The organism is Acidiferrobacter sp. (assembly GCF_054609335.1).
Window position 1 is genome coordinate 1 of record NZ_JBTRWP010000053.1, and the last position, 18,117, is coordinate 18,117.

Annotated in this window: 15 protein-coding genes and 1 pseudogene; 12 read left to right on the forward strand and 4 right to left on the reverse strand. The window is 59.8% G+C overall.

The annotated features are described in order from the left end of the window. On the forward strand, positions 1-214 hold a 214-nt coding region (locus tag ACYCTF_RS11930), incomplete at its 5' end, for a transposase domain-containing protein (RefSeq protein WP_461284942.1). A gap of 123 nt (positions 215-337) precedes the next feature. On the opposite strand, the pseudogene ACYCTF_RS11935 reads toward ACYCTF_RS11930, so the two are convergent. Both ACYCTF_RS11935 and ACYCTF_RS11940 read right to left on the reverse strand, forming a co-directional pair. Next, a pseudogene (locus ACYCTF_RS11935) lies at positions 338-614 on the reverse strand (IS110 family transposase); the annotation flags it as partial. 248 nt (positions 615-862) lie between these two features. After that, positions 863-1,838 (reverse strand): IS5 family transposase gene (locus tag ACYCTF_RS11940; protein ID WP_461283957.1). Its coding sequence is split into 2 segments (ribosomal slippage): positions 863-893 and positions 892-1,838, totalling 978 coding nucleotides; the frame shifts between segments, so codons are not numbered across the junction. A gap of 369 nt (positions 1,839-2,207) precedes the next feature. Here ACYCTF_RS11940 and ACYCTF_RS11945 point away from each other — a divergent pair. From ACYCTF_RS11945 to ACYCTF_RS11995, 11 genes are all read left to right on the forward strand, one after another. Then, positions 2,208-2,966, forward strand: coding sequence for a GntR family transcriptional regulator (locus ACYCTF_RS11945; RefSeq protein WP_461283956.1), 759 nt, complete (start codon positions 2,208-2,210; stop codon positions 2,964-2,966). Continuing rightward, positions 2,966-4,699, forward strand: coding sequence for a fumarate reductase/succinate dehydrogenase flavoprotein subunit (locus tag ACYCTF_RS11950; protein WP_461283959.1), 1,734 nt, complete (start codon positions 2,966-2,968; stop codon positions 4,697-4,699). Before ACYCTF_RS11945 ends, ACYCTF_RS11950 begins: the two co-directional genes overlap by 1 nt. 22 nt (positions 4,700-4,721) lie before the next feature. Continuing rightward, positions 4,722-4,955, forward strand: a complete 234-nt coding sequence (locus tag ACYCTF_RS11955; RefSeq protein ID WP_065969305.1) for a 4Fe-4S dicluster domain-containing protein — start codon at positions 4,722-4,724, stop codon at positions 4,953-4,955. Positions 4,956-5,009: 54 nt separating this feature from the next. Further along, positions 5,010-5,939, forward strand: coding sequence for a HEAT repeat domain-containing protein (locus ACYCTF_RS11960; RefSeq protein ID WP_461283955.1), 930 nt, complete (start codon positions 5,010-5,012; stop codon positions 5,937-5,939). An 11-nt stretch (positions 5,940-5,950) separates the two neighbouring features. Continuing rightward, complete coding sequence (gene fdxA / locus ACYCTF_RS11965) at positions 5,951-6,298, forward strand: ferredoxin FdxA (RefSeq protein WP_461283954.1); 348 nt, start codon at positions 5,951-5,953, stop codon at positions 6,296-6,298. Then, the gene (locus ACYCTF_RS11970; RefSeq protein WP_461283953.1) at positions 6,286-9,798 is read left to right on the forward strand and encodes an FAD-dependent oxidoreductase; all 3,513 of its coding nucleotides are present in this window, start codon (positions 6,286-6,288) and stop codon (positions 9,796-9,798) included. The genes fdxA and ACYCTF_RS11970 overlap by 13 nt, the downstream gene beginning before the upstream one ends. 26 nt (positions 9,799-9,824) lie before the next feature. Then, complete coding sequence (locus ACYCTF_RS11975; RefSeq protein ID WP_461284943.1) at positions 9,825-10,139, forward strand: zinc ribbon domain-containing protein; 315 nt, start codon at positions 9,825-9,827, stop codon at positions 10,137-10,139. Between the two features lie 547 nt (positions 10,140-10,686). Next, complete coding sequence (locus tag ACYCTF_RS11980) at positions 10,687-12,030, forward strand: ABC transporter substrate-binding protein (protein ID WP_461283951.1); 1,344 nt, start codon at positions 10,687-10,689, stop codon at positions 12,028-12,030. An 82-nt stretch (positions 12,031-12,112) separates the two neighbouring features. Beyond that, entirely contained in the window at positions 12,113-13,003 is an 891-nt protein-coding gene (locus ACYCTF_RS11985; RefSeq protein WP_461283950.1) for an ABC transporter permease, read from the forward strand. A gap of 27 nt (positions 13,004-13,030) precedes the next feature. Next, positions 13,031-13,795, forward strand: coding sequence for an ABC transporter ATP-binding protein (locus ACYCTF_RS11990; protein ID WP_461283949.1), 765 nt, complete (start codon positions 13,031-13,033; stop codon positions 13,793-13,795). A gap of 225 nt (positions 13,796-14,020) precedes the next feature. Further along, a complete protein-coding gene (locus ACYCTF_RS11995) occupies positions 14,021-15,367 on the forward strand; it encodes an OprD family outer membrane porin (protein ID WP_461284944.1) in 1,347 nt (448 codons plus the stop codon). 432 nt (positions 15,368-15,799) lie between these two features. On the opposite strand, the gene ACYCTF_RS12000 is transcribed toward ACYCTF_RS11995, so the two are convergent. Together ACYCTF_RS12000 and ACYCTF_RS12005 are read right to left on the reverse strand one after the other, a co-directional pair. After that, a complete protein-coding gene (locus ACYCTF_RS12000) occupies positions 15,800-16,789 on the reverse strand; it encodes a ParA family protein (RefSeq protein WP_461283947.1) in 990 nt (329 codons plus the stop codon). Continuing rightward, positions 16,782-17,981: an ATP-binding protein gene (locus tag ACYCTF_RS12005; protein WP_461283946.1), complete on the reverse strand. Its 1,200-nt coding sequence runs from the start codon at positions 17,979-17,981 to the stop codon at positions 16,782-16,784. Before ACYCTF_RS12005 ends, ACYCTF_RS12000 begins: the two co-directional genes overlap by 8 nt. Positions 17,982-18,117 lie beyond the last annotated feature (136 nt).

Consider the following 18,117-nt stretch of genomic DNA (forward strand, 5'->3'; position numbering starts at 1 on the left):
CAACTGGCTCTTCAGTGACACCGTGGCCGGTGTCCAGGCCTCCGCCAACCTGTACTCCTTGATCGAGACCTGTAAGGCCTGCGGCCTCGAACCCTATCATTACTTGCGCCGAATCTTCACCGATCTCCCCCGGGCCCGCACCGTCGAAGACCTCGAGGCGCTGCTGCCCATGAACCTCACCTCCGACCCGACGTTGCACCGATCCGGCCGCTGACCGCCCCACCGTATTCCGTCGCGCTATCACGTCCGTCCTGTCCTCGCACGTCGCTGCCCTCTCGAAGAAAGACTACCGGACCGAGATCACCGCGGGGAGGGTGGGGTTTATGGAGCGCATACCGTCGTTCGCATCGTTCTTTGCCGCGCTTGCGGTACGGGATCACAAACTGGGCCGCCATGAGCCGCACGGTGTGCCCGAGTGCTGCCAGCTCGCGGGCCCAGTAATGCGCCCCGCCGCAGGCCTCCAGGCCAATGAGACACGGCGGCAGCTGCGCGAAGTACTCCAGCACCTTCGCTCGCGGCAAGGTCTTATGCAGCTTGGCGACCCCGTGTTCGTTCACGCCGTGCACCTCAAAAATCTGCTTGGCAATATCCAATCCGACTCGTGTAATCTTCATGGCGATTCCCCCTGCTCTGTGATTGAACGAGGATTCTTCTTCAATCTGGCACATCTGATGCCGTAAGGGCAGGGGGAGTCCATGTCATTAAGTTGTGCACTCCTTAGGGCACGTCTGATCTAACCACCCATTTCCACAGGCGCAGGACTCCAAAACGAGATTCCGATAGGGCGGAGAGGCAAAACGCACCATTTTGTGCCTCGACGGGCTTCGTTGGGTCGTTCGGACGGTCTTTGGGGGCCTGAAACCTAAATTCCGGACGGACTACGCCCGTGTAGGTCGCAAGAGCCGTCGGCGCACGAGGTACAGATTGGCCAACGCACAGGTGACGAACAGGCGATGGGCGTTCTTCTCAAGACCCCGGTAACGGACCTTGGTGAAATGGAAGACGCCCTTGATGACGCCGAAGACATGTTCGACGCGGCTGCGGACCTGGGACTTGATACGGTTACGAGCCCGCTCGACCTCGTTTACCACGCCCTTGTACCGATACCGGCGGTTGGTAAGGTCGCGGGCCTTCGGGGCGTGCTGCCGGAGGACGTCGGTCTGACCTTGGTAGGCCGAGTCGCCCCAGACTTTGGTTTCCTCACCATGGAGGAGATCGGATAGGACCGTGGCATCATGGACGTTGGCAGCAGTCGCTACTACGGCGTGAATCACCTTGGTCTTTCGGTCGACCCCGATATGGGCCTTCATGCCGAAGTACCACTGATTCCCCTTCTTGGTCTGGTGCATGTCGGGGTCCCGGGCCTTATCCTTGTTCTTGGTGGATGACGGGGCACTGATGATGGTGGCATCGACAATCGTGCCCTGGGTGACCTTGACGCCCTGGGATTCCAGATGCCGGTGGACCTCCCGGAAGAGCTTCTTCCCGAGGTGGTGTTTCTCAAGCAAATGACGGAACTTCAAAATCGTGGTCTCATCGGGCACGGGCTCCCGACCCAGGTCGATACCCACAAACCGGCACATGGAGACCGATTCATACAGGGCCTCTTCCGCCCCCGGATCGGAGAGGTTGAACCACTGCTGGAGAAAATAGATCCGGAGCATGCGCTCCAAGCCCACCGGGGGCCGGCCGTTCTCGCCCTTAGGGTAATAGGGTGCGATCACCGCGCACAGGTCCTGCCAGGGCACCACTTTCTCCATATCGGCGAGAAATCGCTCGCGACGGGTGGGCTTCCTGTGGGTCTCGAAGGTGCCGGTGGCTAAGGTGAGCTGGCGCATGGATTTTATCCGTTTGAACTGGCGCCATTGTACCATAACGGCTTGTATATAGGGACTAAATCAGAGTTGCCTTAGTAAGAAAAGGACGTCAATACCGGATCGAATTTACAGCGGAGATTGGACTTGACCCTGAAAGCCTTCTTCCGTTCCCCAAAAACTTGATCCCTTATCCAAGCTTGCCATTGCACCAGAATCGCGCAGATGACCGATGCCATGCACATCGTTAAAGCAGGCGCCCCACCGTAACCCAAACGGTCCTTGGTATTTCCGTTGTTTATTAAGTGTTTTATGAGCACACATCGATAAAACAATCCTGGCATGACTATTGCTACCTGTACCAATAAGTATCCCAGAAAGAGACGATAAGAGATGAGTTTATTGAAGCCCATGCATTCGAATGTCACAACCATTCAACCACTCTACCTTCAACTTAAGGAGCGTATCCGTTCCGACATCTTGGATGGGACATATATGACCCATGCGCAAATGCCCTCGGAAAGCGAGATGGTGCAGATGTTTAATGTGAGCCGCACTACGGTCCGTCAAGCCCTGAGGGACCTGCAGACGGAGGGTCTCATCTTCAAGATCCCCGGCAAAGGCTCCTTCGTTACGCGCCCCAAGGCCGTCCAGGAGCTTGTGTCCTTGCAGGGCTTTGGCGAGGCCATGATCGCCAAGGGCTACGAAACCTTCTCCACGGTCATCGCTACGAAAGACGGCATACACAACAAGGTAGCAGCGCAGAAGCTCAAGATCGACATGGCAAGCATCATGGAAATCCGCAGGGTCCGCTACTTAAACCGCGAGCCCATCTCTCTTGACGTGACCTATGTCCCGAGCTCTATCGGCAAGGCCTTGGTCGCGGAGGACCTCTCCTCAACGGACATATTCTTCTTGCTTGAAAATAAGCTCGGTACGCCCCTTGGCAAGGCCGATCTCGAGATCGAGTCCGTTCTCTCCGATGAGACGGTGTCGCGGCTCCTAAAAATCGAGGAAGGATCTCCGATCCTAAAGCTCGAGCGCCTTACCTATACGGAAAACGACCGGCCCATCGACTACGAGCACCTCTACTGCCGGGGCGATGCGCTGAAATACATGATTACCCTTGAGAGACGTGGGAGGCGGGGATGATGAACGCGGCTATACAGGAACGCCAAGTGGATGTGCTCGTCATTGGTGGTGGCACCGCGGGCCCCATGGCGGCCATCAGGGCCAAGGAATCCGATCCGACGCTGTCGGTTTTATTGATCGAGAAGGCCAACGTGAAACGCAGTGGCGCCATATCCATGGGCATGGATGGCCTGAATAATGCGGTGATTCCTGGCCATTCTACGCCCGAGCAATATGTGCGGGAGATCACTATAGCAAACGACGGTATCGTCAATCAAAAGGCCATATTGGCCTACGCGACGAATAGCTTTCAGATGATTCAAAGGCTGGACAAATGGGGCGTCAAGTTCGAAAAAGACGAGACCGGCGAGTATGCCGTCAAGAAGGTCCACCACCTCGGCAACTACGTTCTTCCCATGCCAGAGGGTCATAACGTCAAAAAAATCCTCTACCGGCAACTGCGCAAAAATCGTGTCGAGATCACCAACCGTTATAAGGTGACACGCATCCTCGTCGACGATCAGGGGCGCGCCGCGGGCGTCGTAGCGGTGGACACGCGCACCGCCGAGATCACCATCATCAAGGCCCGCGCGGTCATTTTGTGCACGGGGGCCGCGGGACGGCTTGGCTTGCCCTCGTCCGGCTACCTTTTTGGGACCTACGAGAATCCGACCAATGCCGGCGATGGTCATGCCATGGCCTTCCATGCGGGCGCCGAGTTATCGGGTATCGAATGCTACCAGATCAATCCGCTTATCAAAGACTATAACGGTCCCGCCTGCGCCTATGTGACGGGGCCTCTCGGCGGGTATACCGCCAACGCCCACGGAGAGCGGTTTATCGAGTGCGACTATTGGAGCGGGCAGATGATGCTTGAGTTCTTCAAGGAGTTGCAGGGCGGTAACGGCCCGGTCTTCCTCAAAGTCAATCACTTGGCAGAGGAGACGATCTCCACCATAGAAAATATCCTGCATACCAACGAGCGCCCGAGTCGGGGCCGTTTTCATGCCAACAGAGGCACGAATTATCGGCACGACATGATTGAGATGCACATATCGGAAATCGGCCTCTGCAGCGGTCATAGCGCATCGGGCATCTGGGTGAATGAACGCGCGCAAACGACGATAAAAGGTCTGTACGCTGCGGGGGACGCGGCATGCGTGCCGCACAATTATATGTTGGGCGCGTTTGTCTATGGAGAGATCGCGGGTGTCGAGGCCGCGAATTACTGTAAGGGCGTACCTTTTTCCGAATACGATGCCGACTATGTCGAGCGGGAGGTCGCGCGGATTCGCGCGCCGCTCGGCAAGGTCGGCGGCATCACCCCCTATCAGGCCGAGTATAAGATCCGGCGCCTTGTCAACGACTACCTGCAACCCCCCAAAGTGACTAAGAAAATGGAGATCGCGCTCCGTCGCTTTGCCGAGATACGCGAGGATCTATCGCAGATGACCGCCGAAGACCCGCACAATTTGCTGCGCGCGCTCGAGGTCTACGACATTTTGGACTGCGCGGAAATGGCAGCGACCGCTTCTTTGTATCGTACCGAAAGTCGTTGGGGACTCTACCACTACCGTGTCGATCACCCGGAAAAGGACGACGAAGACTGGTTTTGCCATGTGCGGCTTTTTAAAGACGAGCGGGGCGAAAAGGCTTGCAAGAGCATACCCGTAGAGCCCTATGTCTACGAGCCCAATGACCATGAAAAACAGGCTTACGACAAGCTGCGCATCCTGACCAAAGAGATGGCCTAACTCACGTAACGCGGGGAACGACATGGCAACGACAAATATGAAGGTAAAGGTCCCGGTGACTGTGGACGCGGATAAATGCATTGCCGCCAAGGGATGTACGGTATGCGTAGATGTTTGCCCCTTGGATGTCTTGATCATCGACATGGAGAAGGGTGTGGCGCTGATGCAGTACGACGAGTGCTGGTACTGCACGCCCTGCGAGGTGGATTGCCCGACCCAGGCGGTGACCGTCGAGATTCCTTACCTCTTGAAGTGATAAGACGTAGCTGTTGAGACCACTCAACCGACCTATTGACCATTGGAGTACGCCATGGAAGCGAAGGGGAGTGCCCCAAGCAATGATTCCGATGTCCGCCGCCTAGCGGTCATCAATGCCCTCGAGCTCGATGAACAAGAGGGGCTCGCTTTGATCCTGAGGAGCTTCGGCGACGAGGAGGCCATAGTGCGGGCGGAGGCCGCGCGCGCGATCGCGGAGATTCCGGGACCGTATATGCTGGTGCCGTTGCTAGGCTTGCTAGAAGACCCAGACGAGGCCGTGCGCCGCGCCGCCGCGGATACCTTGGCCGAGTGCAATCAGACGCACCTGCGGGATATCTACGAGACGTGGATCGTGTCCGACAAGCCCTTCACGCGGGCGGCGGTATTGCGCGCGGTACGGCCTCTCAAGATCGAGGGTGCCGCCCGCTACGCCCTTTTGGGACTCAAAGATGAATCCATACCGGTGCGCACCGAAAGCGTGGGCGTTCTCGGCTATCTGCAGGACCCGTCTTACTTAAAGGATCTGGCCCGGATGGCCCTGCAAGACAAAAGCCCCGACGTGCGGCGTATCGCCATGGGGGCCGTCAGCTACCGGCTCACACCAGAGACCGCAGCTGCGGTCATTGCGGGCCTGAAGGATGCGGCCTGGCAGGTCCGCGAGGAAGCGGCGGCCTCTATCGCTAAATTGAAGGCGACGGATGCCGGCGCCCCTCTCGTGCAAAGCCTCGGGAAGGAGACCTATTGGCAGGTAATCGCCAAGATCCTGGTGGCCTTGGGCCGGATCCGCTACGCCAATGCCGTGCACGCTGTGGGCGAGATGCTTTCGTACTCGGTCAGCAATGTCCGCAAGGAGGCGGCGATATGCTTAGGCGAAATCGGCGATGAGCGCGCCCTCCCGTGGCTTAAGGATGTGCTGCTAGACCGTGATCCGGATGTCAAAAAGCTCGCGGCATGGGCGATCACCAAGATCGAGCTCGGATAGGAGGACAGACCATGGCTTTTGTGGTGACCGATAACTGTATCCAGTGCAAGTATATGGATTGTGTGGCCGTCTGCCCGGTGGACTGTTTCCATGAGGGCCCCAATTTTTTGGTCATCGATCCTGTCGAATGTATTGATTGCACCCTTTGCGAGCCCGAATGCCCGGCACAAGCCATATTCAAGGCGGAGGATGTCCCGGAGGAATACCAAGAGTACGTCGGTATAAACGCCGAATTAGCCAAGCATTGGCCGGTGGTGACGGAGAAGGCGCCGCCGCTGCCGACCGCGGACGAGTGGGATGGTCGCGCGAACAAAAGGGAATGGCTCTTGGTGGAGGAGTCTGTCCGATGGGCGAAGTGATTGCGCGCACAGAGGATGAGACTTCAAAAGGGACCGATCCGGTTTTGTGTTTGGGCGGCGGCTACGAGTATCAGGATCTTTTTTCGGATCGTGGCCTGGCCCGCTTGGACGACGATTTCCTCTCCTACCTAGAGGGTCACGACGCCGCCCTGCGTCTTGGCCTCCGCGATTGGCGCCGGGGGCGCGGGGAGCTCGCCGGGCAGGCGCTCGGCGCGATGCTGCTCCCCGTGGCGCGTCACCTGGAGGCCTTTGTCGCCCGACTTTTTGCGATCACGCCTGCCGTCGACCTCCTGCGCGAACAAACGGCGAGCCATGGTGTGGTCATGGCCTTCAAGAAAGAGTTTGTGCAGCGCCGGGCCCGTCGCCATCAAGGCGGGTGCGCGCGCTCCTTCGCCGATCTTCAGGCATGGCTTAGCGAGGAAGTCCACAAAGCGGGGCTTCCTTCCGCGGATCGGGAATGGGCGATCGCGCGCTTAGGGATGGACTGGCTTGCGGATGAGCCCCATTTTCCCGCCGAGCTCGACCTCCTTACGCAATGGTGCGCGTGGGCTTTAACGGATCCCGATGCACGGCGCTCGGTCGTGGATTGGTCCAGCTTTCGTTTGCCGGAGCGCCTAGACCCCGCGCGTCTCGTGCCTTTGGACCGCGTCCCCTGGGAGGGGGTAGGCGAAGCGCACGGTGTGCCAGAGGCGCAAGGCCGCAGGCGCGACGGGTTTTCCTTAACCGATACGCGCATGGAGGCGCGTGCCGTGCAAAATGAGGCCCATTATTGCCTCTACTGTCACGACCACGATGGAGACTTTTGTTCCAAGGGATTCCCCGAGAAAAAAGGGGCCGCGGTCGGCACTTTTAAGAGCGACGCGTTCGGGACCCTATTAACGGGCTGCCCGCTCGGTGAAAAGATCTCCGAGATGCAGCTTTTGAAGCGGGACGGCTTTGGCGTCGCGGCGCTGGCCATGATCATGGTGGACAACCCGATGATACCCGCCACGGGGCATCGTATCTGCAATGATTGCATGAAGGCCTGCGTATACCAGAAGCAGGATCCGGTCAACATCCCCGAGGTCGAAACCCGCGTCCTGACGGATGTTCTGGGTCTGCCTTGGGGGGTCGAGATCTACGACCTCTTTACGCGCTGGAATCCTCTCCGCAATCACCAATATCTCCCCAAACCCTACAATGGTCGCAAGGTTCTGGTGGCGGGTCTTGGGCCCGCTGGCTTTACCATGGCGCACTATCTCACGCAGGAAGGCTGCGCCGTGGTCGGCATAGACGGCCTGAAGATCGAGCCGCTGCCGCTTGCGTGGCGGCAGGGGCCGATCCGCGACTATGGCGAGATGGAGGAGGACCTTGATGAGCGCATCCTCTATGGTTTTGGGGGTGTCGCGGAATATGGCATTACCACTCGATGGGATAAGAATTTCCTGAAGCTCGTATATTTAAGTCTCGCCCGCCGGGCGCGCTTCCAGGTCTTCGGGGGCGCACGCTTAGGGGGCACCGTGACGCTCGATGACGCGTGGGCCTTGGGCTTCGATCATGTGTGTATAGCGACGGGCGCAGGGCTCCCGCGCATGGTACCGATGGGTGAGAGTTTACCGCGCGGCATGCGCCAAGCGAGCGACTTCCTCATGGCGCTCCAGCTCACCGGGGCCGGCAAGCAAAGCAGTCTGGCGAACCTCCAGGTGCGGCTTCCGGCCGTGGTGATCGGCGGGGGGCTTACCGCCGTGGATACCGCCACCGAGGTGCAGGCCTACTACGTGCGTCAGGTCGAGAAGGTCTATGAGCGCTGTGCCGTCATGGGGACGGACAGGCTGTATGCGGGTCTCTGCGCGGAGGATCGGCAGATCCTCGAGGAGTTCTTGGACCACGGCCGGATAATCCAAGAGGAGCGCGCGCGGGCGGCGGCGGCCGGCGAGGCGCCCCATTTTGCCCCACTCCTGCGTCGTTGGGGCGGGGTCACGCTCGCCTATCGCAGAGCTATGAGTCAGTCGCCGGCCTATACCCGGAACCATGAGGAGCTCAAAAAGGCCATGCAAGAGGGGATCTTGTATGCCGAGAACCTGGAGCCCCTGCGGGCGGAATTGGATGGTTACGGGCATATAAAGGGCATGATCTTTCGGCGCACGGTCGAGCAAGACGGCGCATCTTTTGGTGGGACCGACGTTGCGCTTCCCGCGCGGGCCGTCTTCATCGCGGCAGGCACCGTCCCCAACACTATCTACGAGCGCGAACATCCCGGCACCTTTGCGCTTGACGGTCACCACTTTGCCACCCATGCGGCCTCTGGTTCCGGGGCACCCGTGGCCGCGCACGCCAAGGCCGCCGAATGCGCCCCCTTTACGTCGTATTCGCGCGATGGTTATCGGGTGAGTTTTATAGGTGACACCCACCCGGTCTTCCATGGAAGTGTCGTCAAGGCCATAGCATCGGCCAAGGCGACCTACCCCCAGGTCATGGCGGTCTTGGACCTAAGGCCTCGGGGCGACGACGATCTCGCAGCCTTTCAAGCCCGTCTTCATGATGCGCTGACTGCGCATGTCGTGCGCGTCGATTGTCGCAATCCCGCGGTGACCGAGCTCTGGGTGCACGCGCCGCTCGCGGCACGCAATTTCAAGCCTGGGCAATTCTTTCGTCTCCAAACGTTCGAGACAGCAAGTGCCGTGCAATCCGGGACGCGCCTTCAGATCCCGCTCCTTACCGTAAGTGGCGCGGGTGTCGAGGGTGATGCGATTCGGCTCATGGTCTTACAGTGGGGGACGGGCCCCCGCCTCGTGGGGCGCTTGAAGCCGGGCGATCCTTTGGTGCTCATGGGTCCCGCGGGCGCCCCTACCGATATTCCACAGGGCCAGACGATTCTGATCGTAGCCGGGCGCTGGGGGGCGGCGGTGATGCTGGACATAGGCCCCGCCCTGCGTGCCGCCGGCAATCGCGTTCTTTATGTAGCGGCGTTTGCGCAAGCGAGTGAATTGGACAACCAAAACGAGCTCGAAGCCGCCGCCGACCAAATCGTCTGGTGCACGGCAAGCGGGCCCCAGATCGCCGTGCGCAGGCCCCAGGACTGCGCAACGACCGCTGCTGATATCGTGGCCTTGCTTCAATCCTACGGCGATGGCGCGATTGGCCCCATGGCGGGGGCGGCGATTGCGCTTCGGGAGGTCGATCGCTTGATGGTCATGGGATCCACGGGCTTGCTCAAGGCTTTCCAGGCCTCGTTACAGGGCCCCTTGAAGTCCCATTTTCGGGCCGATGTGCACGTGACCGCCACGGTCGGCAGCCCCATGCAATGCATGATGAAGGGCGTTTGCGCGCAATGCCTGCAATGGCAGATCGACCCCAAAACCGGTCAACGGACCAAGGCGGTCTTTACCTGCGCGGGCCAGGATCAGCCCTTGCGTACCGTCGACCTGGATCATCTGACGGCGAGACAAACACAAAACCGGCTCTTAGACCAGGTTTCCAGTCAGTGGCTCCACTTTATAACAAGCCCGGTATCGAGGTGATAAGCGCTATGGGCCCTATCGTAAAAATGTTCAGAGGACTCAACACCGCCTATAGAAACGAGCGTAACCGATGCCAAAGCTGCGGCATGCCGCTCGTTTATGATCGCCACCCAAGGGCCGGCCAGATCTACTGCAGCTACTGTCACGATGGCGCGTCTTTCCTAAACGAAGGCGCGACGCTCCGTGCCATGCAAGACCGGGTCGATGCGCTTTTGCTAGCAAGGCGCGCCCCGTCTCTGCTGCGCCTTTATATGCGCTTACGGCTCATGACGCTCAAAAGGTGGCGCGGCTCGGCGCTCTCTCGGCCCAAGGGGGCAGGGGTCGTAAAGGCGCGAGAGTAGGAGGGGCTCGCTACCGCGGAGGGCGGTGCCCCCGGACAAGCGCGCCGGCGTCTCTCGCCGATCGCGAGCGGGGTATGGCAGACTTCGCGCGCGAAGGTGGCTGTCAAACGGCGGGGCTTCGCGTCCCGCATCCCGCCGCGCGTTGGACCCCGGCGAAATTCTCAACCCATGGCCGCCATGATTCGTTCTTATCCCCACTTCTGTCCTGGTGGCGAATGTCTACGGTAGGGTCTGGCGATTTAGGCGGCTTGTTGCCTTGGCGCGAGGTGTCGCGACATTCGTACGCCTACCACGGCCCTGCAAGACGCCCGCCGGCCCAAGGATCGCGTAGCGTCTACCGCTCAGTACCGTTTTTGCCGCGAGCGGCTGCACCAGCGGCAGGCACAGAGCATGCGTCCGCTCCCTCCTGGTGCGGGCATAACCATGCCGCGTCGAGTCGAGCCATCTCATATCCCATTGATATTTCATGAGATTCCCTCATTCATCTCGATGGTACGCTTATTGCTCTGCGTGTAGGTACTCGTTCCAACATGCTGGGGGTTCCGCAATGTTCAGCTTCACAAAAGGCATAGTGCTCTGCGGGCTTTGTGTGGCGCCCGCTATTTACGCCAAGACGATCACGATTAGTATCGGCTACCAGAGTATGTGCACGGATACCTACCCTGCGGGCTCTGCCATCAAGGGCCTGCACCTCCTGGAGAAGTACCTCCCACACACCGGCAAGTACAAAGGCGTCAAGTATCGCATCATCTGGCGCAACTACAGCTCCGGGGCGCCCATCACCAATATGATGATGGCCAATAAACTCGATTTCGGCACCATGGGGGACTACCCGCTTGTCGTAAACGGCGCCAAATTCCAGCAGACGCCATCCAGGCGCTCCTATCTCATTACCATGACGGGCTACAACCTCGACGGCGCCGGTAACGCCATCGATGTGCCGGTCAATTCCCCCATAACCAACATAAAGCAGCTGGAGGGCAAAGATATTTCCACGCCCGTGGGCAGCGCTTCCTGGGGCATGCTCTATGAGATGGCCGCGGACAACCACATTCCCATCTCCGCTTTCCATATCGTCAACCAAAGCCCAATGGCCGGCATAGCGGCCATTACTGCGCATAAGATCGCCGCCCATGCGGACTTCTGCCCGATCTCCGAGGACATGGAGTACAAGCATGTGGGGCGGATCATCTATAGCGGTGCCGCGACACATGTGCCTTATCTCCATGGCGCGGTGGTTACTTCCTCGTTTGCCAAAAAGTACCCTGAAATTGTCGTGGCCTATGTGAAATCCGTCATAGCGGCCGACCGTTGGATTGCTCATGACCCCTACAAGGCCAGTCAAATGCTATCCCGCTGGACCATGATTCCGAAGGAGGTCCTGTACCTGTACTTTAGCCACGGCGGCTACCTCACACTCAATCCTGTCATAACGTCGAAATGGGTGAAAACCCTGAACTATGACCACACCATCCTGGCGCGCTACGCCCATATTCCACCGCTCAATCTCAACGATTGGGTCCAGCCGACATATCTCAAGACCGCATACAAACAGATGGGCCTCAACTACAAAAAACAGTTCGGCGCGCCTTATAACCCCAAGGCCAACATTCATAGGAGTCCCGAGATCTGGTTCAAGGGTGCGGGCATCCATAAATACAAGGGGGTTAAGGCCATGCTTATGGCGGCTAAGGCCTCTGCCGCCAAGCATCGCGTTATAAACGCCACCTATGTCTATGACCATACAACAGGATTGAAGCTCTTCGGGAACTATGCATTTTTCACCATCAAGGGGGGCAAGGTAGACGCCTTCATGACCCTAAGCGGTGCCAAGCATGCCGCTGCCAATGGACCCGTCTATACGTACACCGAGGCACTTCAGAAATTGTGACGACGACGCTTGACGGCCAAAGACCGGCTCGACGGAGGAGGTCAGCGGAAGACGGCATGCCAAAGCGCGCATGGGGGCTCATATGAAAGAAATCATGGCGGGAGTGGCGCAACGTGGACAAGGGCAGGCAATGAGTGTGGCGCCGGAACAAGGCCATAAGGCTGCGCCCGCGCGCGACCGTGGGGCGGCCTGGTTGCTGCGCATCGGCCGAAAGATTCGTTGGACCGCCTTGCTGGCCTCCACGGTGTCGCTGATCGCGGGCGTGGGCCTCTGGCAGTGGCTCACAGAGTCCCGTGTGCATCTTATCCTGGACTTCTCCAACATACCGACGCCTGTGGCCGTATTCGAAGCTTTTCGCGTTGTCGTTGTGACGCACACATTCTGGCGCGATATCTATTGGAGCATGTACAGAATCATCGTGGCTTTTGGGTTGGCCACAGTGGTCGGGGTATCGGCGGGTATCGCCATGGGGTATAGCGCCATCTTGCGTCTCGTGATCGCGCCCTACGTGGAGATGCTGCGGCCGATACCGGCCATTGCCTGGGTGCCCATGGCGATCTTGGTGTGGCCCACCACCGAGGAAAGCATCATTTCCATCACCTTTCTCGGCGCGGTGTTTCCCATCGTGCTCAATACTTGGGAGGGGGTCCGTCGGGTACCAAAAGAGCTCGTGAAGGCGGCGCGCTCCTTGGGGGCTAATCGCCTGAACGTCCTCTTTCATGTGGTCGTTCCCTACGCCATTCCCAGTATTACGGTCGGTATGGCTCTCGGCATGGGCGGTGCCTGGTTTGCGCTCCTGGCCGGGGAAATGATCAGCGGTCGGTTCGGGATCGGCTACTTCACATGGGAATCGTATCAGCTCATTCAGTATGGAAACATCATCGTGGGCATGTTGACCATAGGCTTCTTGAGCAGTGTTAGCACAGGCTCGATCTACTATCTGAAGCGCAAGCTCGTGCCTTGGGCAGAGTAGGCGCGCGCGTCGGCGTAGGGGCAGATTATGCGAAATATCGGGAATATCGATGTCCGGGGATTGACCTTGGGATTTAAGAACTTCGGACGAACCAATGCGGTCGTCGAAGATTTCAGCTTTAAGTTCGACGGCGGGTCGTTTACGTCCATCATCGGGTCGTCGGGCTGCGGCAAAAGCACCCTGTTAAACGCCATCGGCGGACACTACAAGCCATTGGCGGGGCAAATCCTTCTGGACGGTTGTGAGATTAAAGAGCCGACCGCGAGCCTCGGCATCGTGTTTCAGCAACATACGCTGTTTCCGTGGAAAACAGTCATGGAGAACGTGCGCTTCGGACCCATGCAAAGGGGGGTGTCGAAGGTCCGGGCGAATGCCGTGGCTGCCAAATATATCGAGATGGTGGGCTTGGCGGGGTATGGGGATTACTACCCAAAGATGCTGTCTGGCGGCATGCAGCATCGCGCAGAAATCGCGCGGGCCTTGGCGAATACGCCGGCCGTGCTGCTCATGGATGAACCCTTCGGGGCCTTGGACGCCCAGATGCGGGCGAGCCTGCAAAGTAGCCTGCTCGATATCTGGAAAGAGACCGGGATAACGATCATCTTTGTGACCCATGACGTCGAGGAGGCCATGTATCTGAGTGAAAGGATCGTGGTCATGTCGCGTAATCGCGGGAGAATCTGCGAGGTGTTTGCCTTGGATGAACCCTTCCCGAGGAACAAGGACAAGCTCTTTGCAAGCGAGGGCGGCCGAGACTTGAAGGAGAAGTGTATCGGTTGTCTGGCCTGGTAGGGCGGGCCTCGTGACCGTGAGGCCATGGGCGGCGGTTTGGCGCGCCTAGGGGCTTAGGACGCCCGGGGGCCGTGCGGCAAGATCGAGGAGATGAGACAAGGAAAGCCGGTGCGGTGGGGAAAGGACTTTTGTGGGTCGCCTGGGCCGATGGTGTACAGGAAGGCGATAACATCGAGAGCGACGGACGAGTGATGGCGAGACAACATGGGAAGCACAGGGGGGTTCATGATAAGGATGGGTAAACAGGATCGGGCCGGCACGGCTGCGGAAAAACGTTGTAGAGCCGGCCGCCAAGTTGGCATAAAGGGGGGATGGAAGAGGCCTTCCGGCCTCGCGATCGGCGCCCTGTTCCTTGCGATGAATATCGGATCAGCCGATGCCGCAACGGGCTTTTTGTCGGGCATGAAGGTCACGGGCGATCTGCGCGCCTACGATTTTGCGAGGCTCTATAGCGGTGCGCCATCGTCACAACACGCCTTTGCGGCAGGCGGCGCCATCAACATGATGTCAGGTGCGGTCGACGGCTTTTCGGCGGCGGCGTCGTTTTATGCGGCACACTCCTTAGGGCTCAATAATCGCAATACGGCGCTTGACGATGGCACGCTCGCGGGTTATGGGCGCATCGACACTTTTGGCCAGGCTTTTCTCCAGTACCACGCCCACGGGGTGTTGCTGCGAGCGGGCGATCAGCTTCTGAATACGCCCTGGATGAACCCCTCCGACGCGCGCGTGGTGCCCGCCACTTATCAGGGCTTATTTGCGGCGATCCAACCGGTGTCCGGTCTGACTGTGTCAGCGCTACGCATCACCCGCTATAAGAGTCGTACCTCGGACGGTTTTTCGAACACGGATCTTTATAATGCGGTGGGTTCCGTAAACGTGGGCGGTACCGGTGGTCTACCGGGTGGCACGGAGCCCGGTGCCGCCGCCGTCGGGGCGAACTATCATGTCGCAGGCCTTAAAACGGCGGCGTGGGGCTACCAGTTTTTCAATCTGGCGAAGATGGCCTATGTCGAGGGAAGTTATACCTTTGGCGGAGCCCACGGCATCGCGCCTTTGGTGGGCGCACAGTATGTGCGCGAGACCGGATCGGGGGCGCAGGAGCTCGGTCATGTGGACGCCACCGTGTACGGCGCCATCGTCGGTGTCAAGCACGGCCCCGACCTGTTGACCGTCGGCTATAACGATCTCCCCGCTCATCCGGGGGCTTTTGGTAACGGGGATGTCGTCTCGCCCTATACGACAGGCTACGCGACCGATCCGCTCTATACGACTTCCATGATCCAGGGTATGGTCGATCGCAAGACCTCGGGGCATGCCGTTAAGGTCGCCGCGACCGCCTTTTTCTTGCAACGGCAGTTACGGGTGATTGCCGGCTACGCCCGTTATTTCAATACGGTTTATGCGGGCTACGGCGCCCCACATACCGACGAGACCGATCTGGATGTGACCTATTTCCTGAAAGGGGCGCTCACGGGCTTGTCGTTACGGGATCGCGTCGGTGTCGCCTACCATCTCCCTGTCATTCAGCGTTTTATCTACAACCGGATCATGGTTGAGTACGACTTCTAGGTCGGTGCGCGGATCGTGTGTAGGGGTGCCGATTTCTCGGCGCTCTCCGCACGGACCTGGACAGACGCCCAGCCCTTGGGCCCTACCCTCGGGGCGCTCGGCATGCCCCCTTAAGGGTGTGCTGGGAGGCGGGTCGCGGCCGAGTGGCGCCTCGACCGCCGCGGCCAGCATCTGGTCGGCGGACTGTAGCTGGCATCACTTCGCCTTCCCGGTAAGGGAACCCGCAATCACGGGGAGGGCAGGGTGGGGGTCCGGTAGTCCGCGGGCCAGGTTGCGCGCCGCACGCCTCCGGTACGATGCGTCCAGCCGGACCCCTCATCGCGGGGATTCCGTCACGTCACAAGCATCGCCCTTCGGGCAAGCCTCGGCGCGTCCGGGGATTGCCCCATCGTGTCCCCGGGATACGGGGCCCGCGGCGTCAATCGGCCCGCTCTATGATCCGCGCTTGATCCCGGTCCGTTCCATCAGCCGCTGGACGAGTCCTTTGAAATCCTCGCGGCACTGCGCGACGTTCGCCTGATGCGCCCCAATCGCGCCGTCGGCGGGTTTTAAGGCGAACATGGGTTTGCGCGCCTCCATGGCCAGGGGCATAAGGCTGCGGTAATGCTTGATGCGCTGAATCTGATTTGGGTCGGATTCGGGCATGTGCTCCGGCGGATCAGCGCCCAATACGCTCTCTCGATAAGCGACCGGCAGGCGCTGCTGCCACTTGGCATAGGCCTTTGTCGGCCGCCCTAGGCGCTCGGCATGCTGCATAAGGACATAGCCCGCGGGCGTCATGCGGCCGGATGGCATCTCGCCTACCGCCGCCGGCACCAGGGCGCGCGCTCGCTCCCAGAGGGCTCGCCATTGGCGTAGGGTCGGGCCAAGGTTCTTGAGTCCCTGAAGAGAGAAAAGATCCGGCGCCACGGGCATAACCACGTAGCTTGACGCCACCAGTGCGGCGCGATTGATTGCCCCCAGATTCGGGCCGACATCTATTAACACGATATCGGCCTCATGTCTGGTCGCCGCCTCCCTGATCACGCGCCAGAATGCGGTCGTTACACGAAACGCGCGTTCCCGGCCCTCTTGGCACCGCGGCCATTCCGTCGACAAATCATCCTCGATCCGGGACAAGGCCAGGTCGCCCACCAAGAGCCCCAGCTTTTCCGATAACGTTTCGATATGCGCGGGCCGGACGTCACCCGTTCCGCCGAACAACGGGTCTACCGCGCCGAACAAGGTTTCCGGATGATCCGTGTCGGGCCACAACGCCTCCAGGCGCTCCTCGTCAAGGGCCATGATCGAGAGATTGGATTGTGGGTCGAGATCAACCGCTAGGGCTCGGTACCCCATCTCGGCAAACATCCATGCCGTGTGATATACGAGTGACGTCTTCCCAACGCCGCCCTTGTTATTGAAAAAAGCGATACTAGTCATGCGACTCTCCCGCGATGGTCGCGGCGATGAACCCCGGCTGGATCTCGAATCGCAGCCGATCACCCAAGGCCTTGCGAGCAATCGCTATGCCGGCGCCGAATCGCTGGACGAAGCCTAGGGCGTGCAGCGCCTCAGCCAGATTGGGGTTGCGGTAATCCGTTATGCCCGGTTGGCCGAAGTTGTCCGGCGTGACGCAACCGAACGGGCCTCCCGGGCTATGAATCTCGAGGCGGTCGTCGAACCAGTAGACGCGGATGGGCGCGTTCGTTCCTTCATAACTTCGATGCATAAAAGCGTTGCGGACCAGTTGGCGCAAGGCGTCCATAGGATAAATCTCGGAGCGCGACTCACGATCTACGCCCGCGAACCGGATACTGCGCCGATTATGTGTGTCGAGTTTTTCTTCGAGGCGCCGGATTTGATCGGTCACCGCGCCGTAAATCGCCGCCTCATCCTCGACAGGGGCCGTTAAATCCGTTCCTGCGATGCGCAGGAACTGTGTGTAGGCCCCCGGCAGCCAGTCCGACGGAGATCTCCCGATAACGAGCAAACCCAGCACGGTAGGGCGGAGTCCCCCCTCGGCCGTCATCTTGGTGGCGGCGAGTCGCTGTTCGCGACTACGCTCATTGGCCGCAAGCACATCTGCGGCGACGGCCGATGGCAGGTATTCCTGCTCGAAGCGGAGGAGATCGAGGTCGTCCTGGGTCGCCTCCGCCAGCGGCTGTACGTCGAAGGGTCGGTCGCGAAAACGGCGACGTTCATTCAGAATTCGTTCGTCCTGGGCGCTCGCCAAGCCGCGTCTCGGTCCCCAACGCACATGGATTCGTCCCTTGTAACGCGCGGGTGGTGCATCGCAGGGCCACACTGTGATGACCGCCATGTCATGGCCCCCGAGTGATCGCCTTTCCACGAGCAAGCTCGGGGGCGGCACGATGTTGCCGTCGGTTTTGATATCCGCCAGCTGACGCAGCAAGGCATCCGTCACGTCGAGTTTCGCTGGCGCGCCATCGTCCCGCACACCGATGAATACCACGCCCGGTTCAGCATGGCCCGCCAAATCATTGGCGAATGCACAGACCGCCTCGCGCACCGCTTCCGGCGCTCCACCCCTCAATGATTCCTTACGTTCCACCCGGTCCGACTCGAGGTCGGCCAACAGGGCGGCAAGCGTTTCGTCGTTGTAAGGTTTCATCCAGTGGCCCGGGAAACCCCGGCATTGATGCCGGGGAGGGAGAGCGCGGCGGCGTAAGCCGCCCCTGTTCCCGCATCTCCTGTGTCAAAGGCTCTCTTCGTGAGGGCATACCCGTACCCGTCTGCCCGCTGTATTA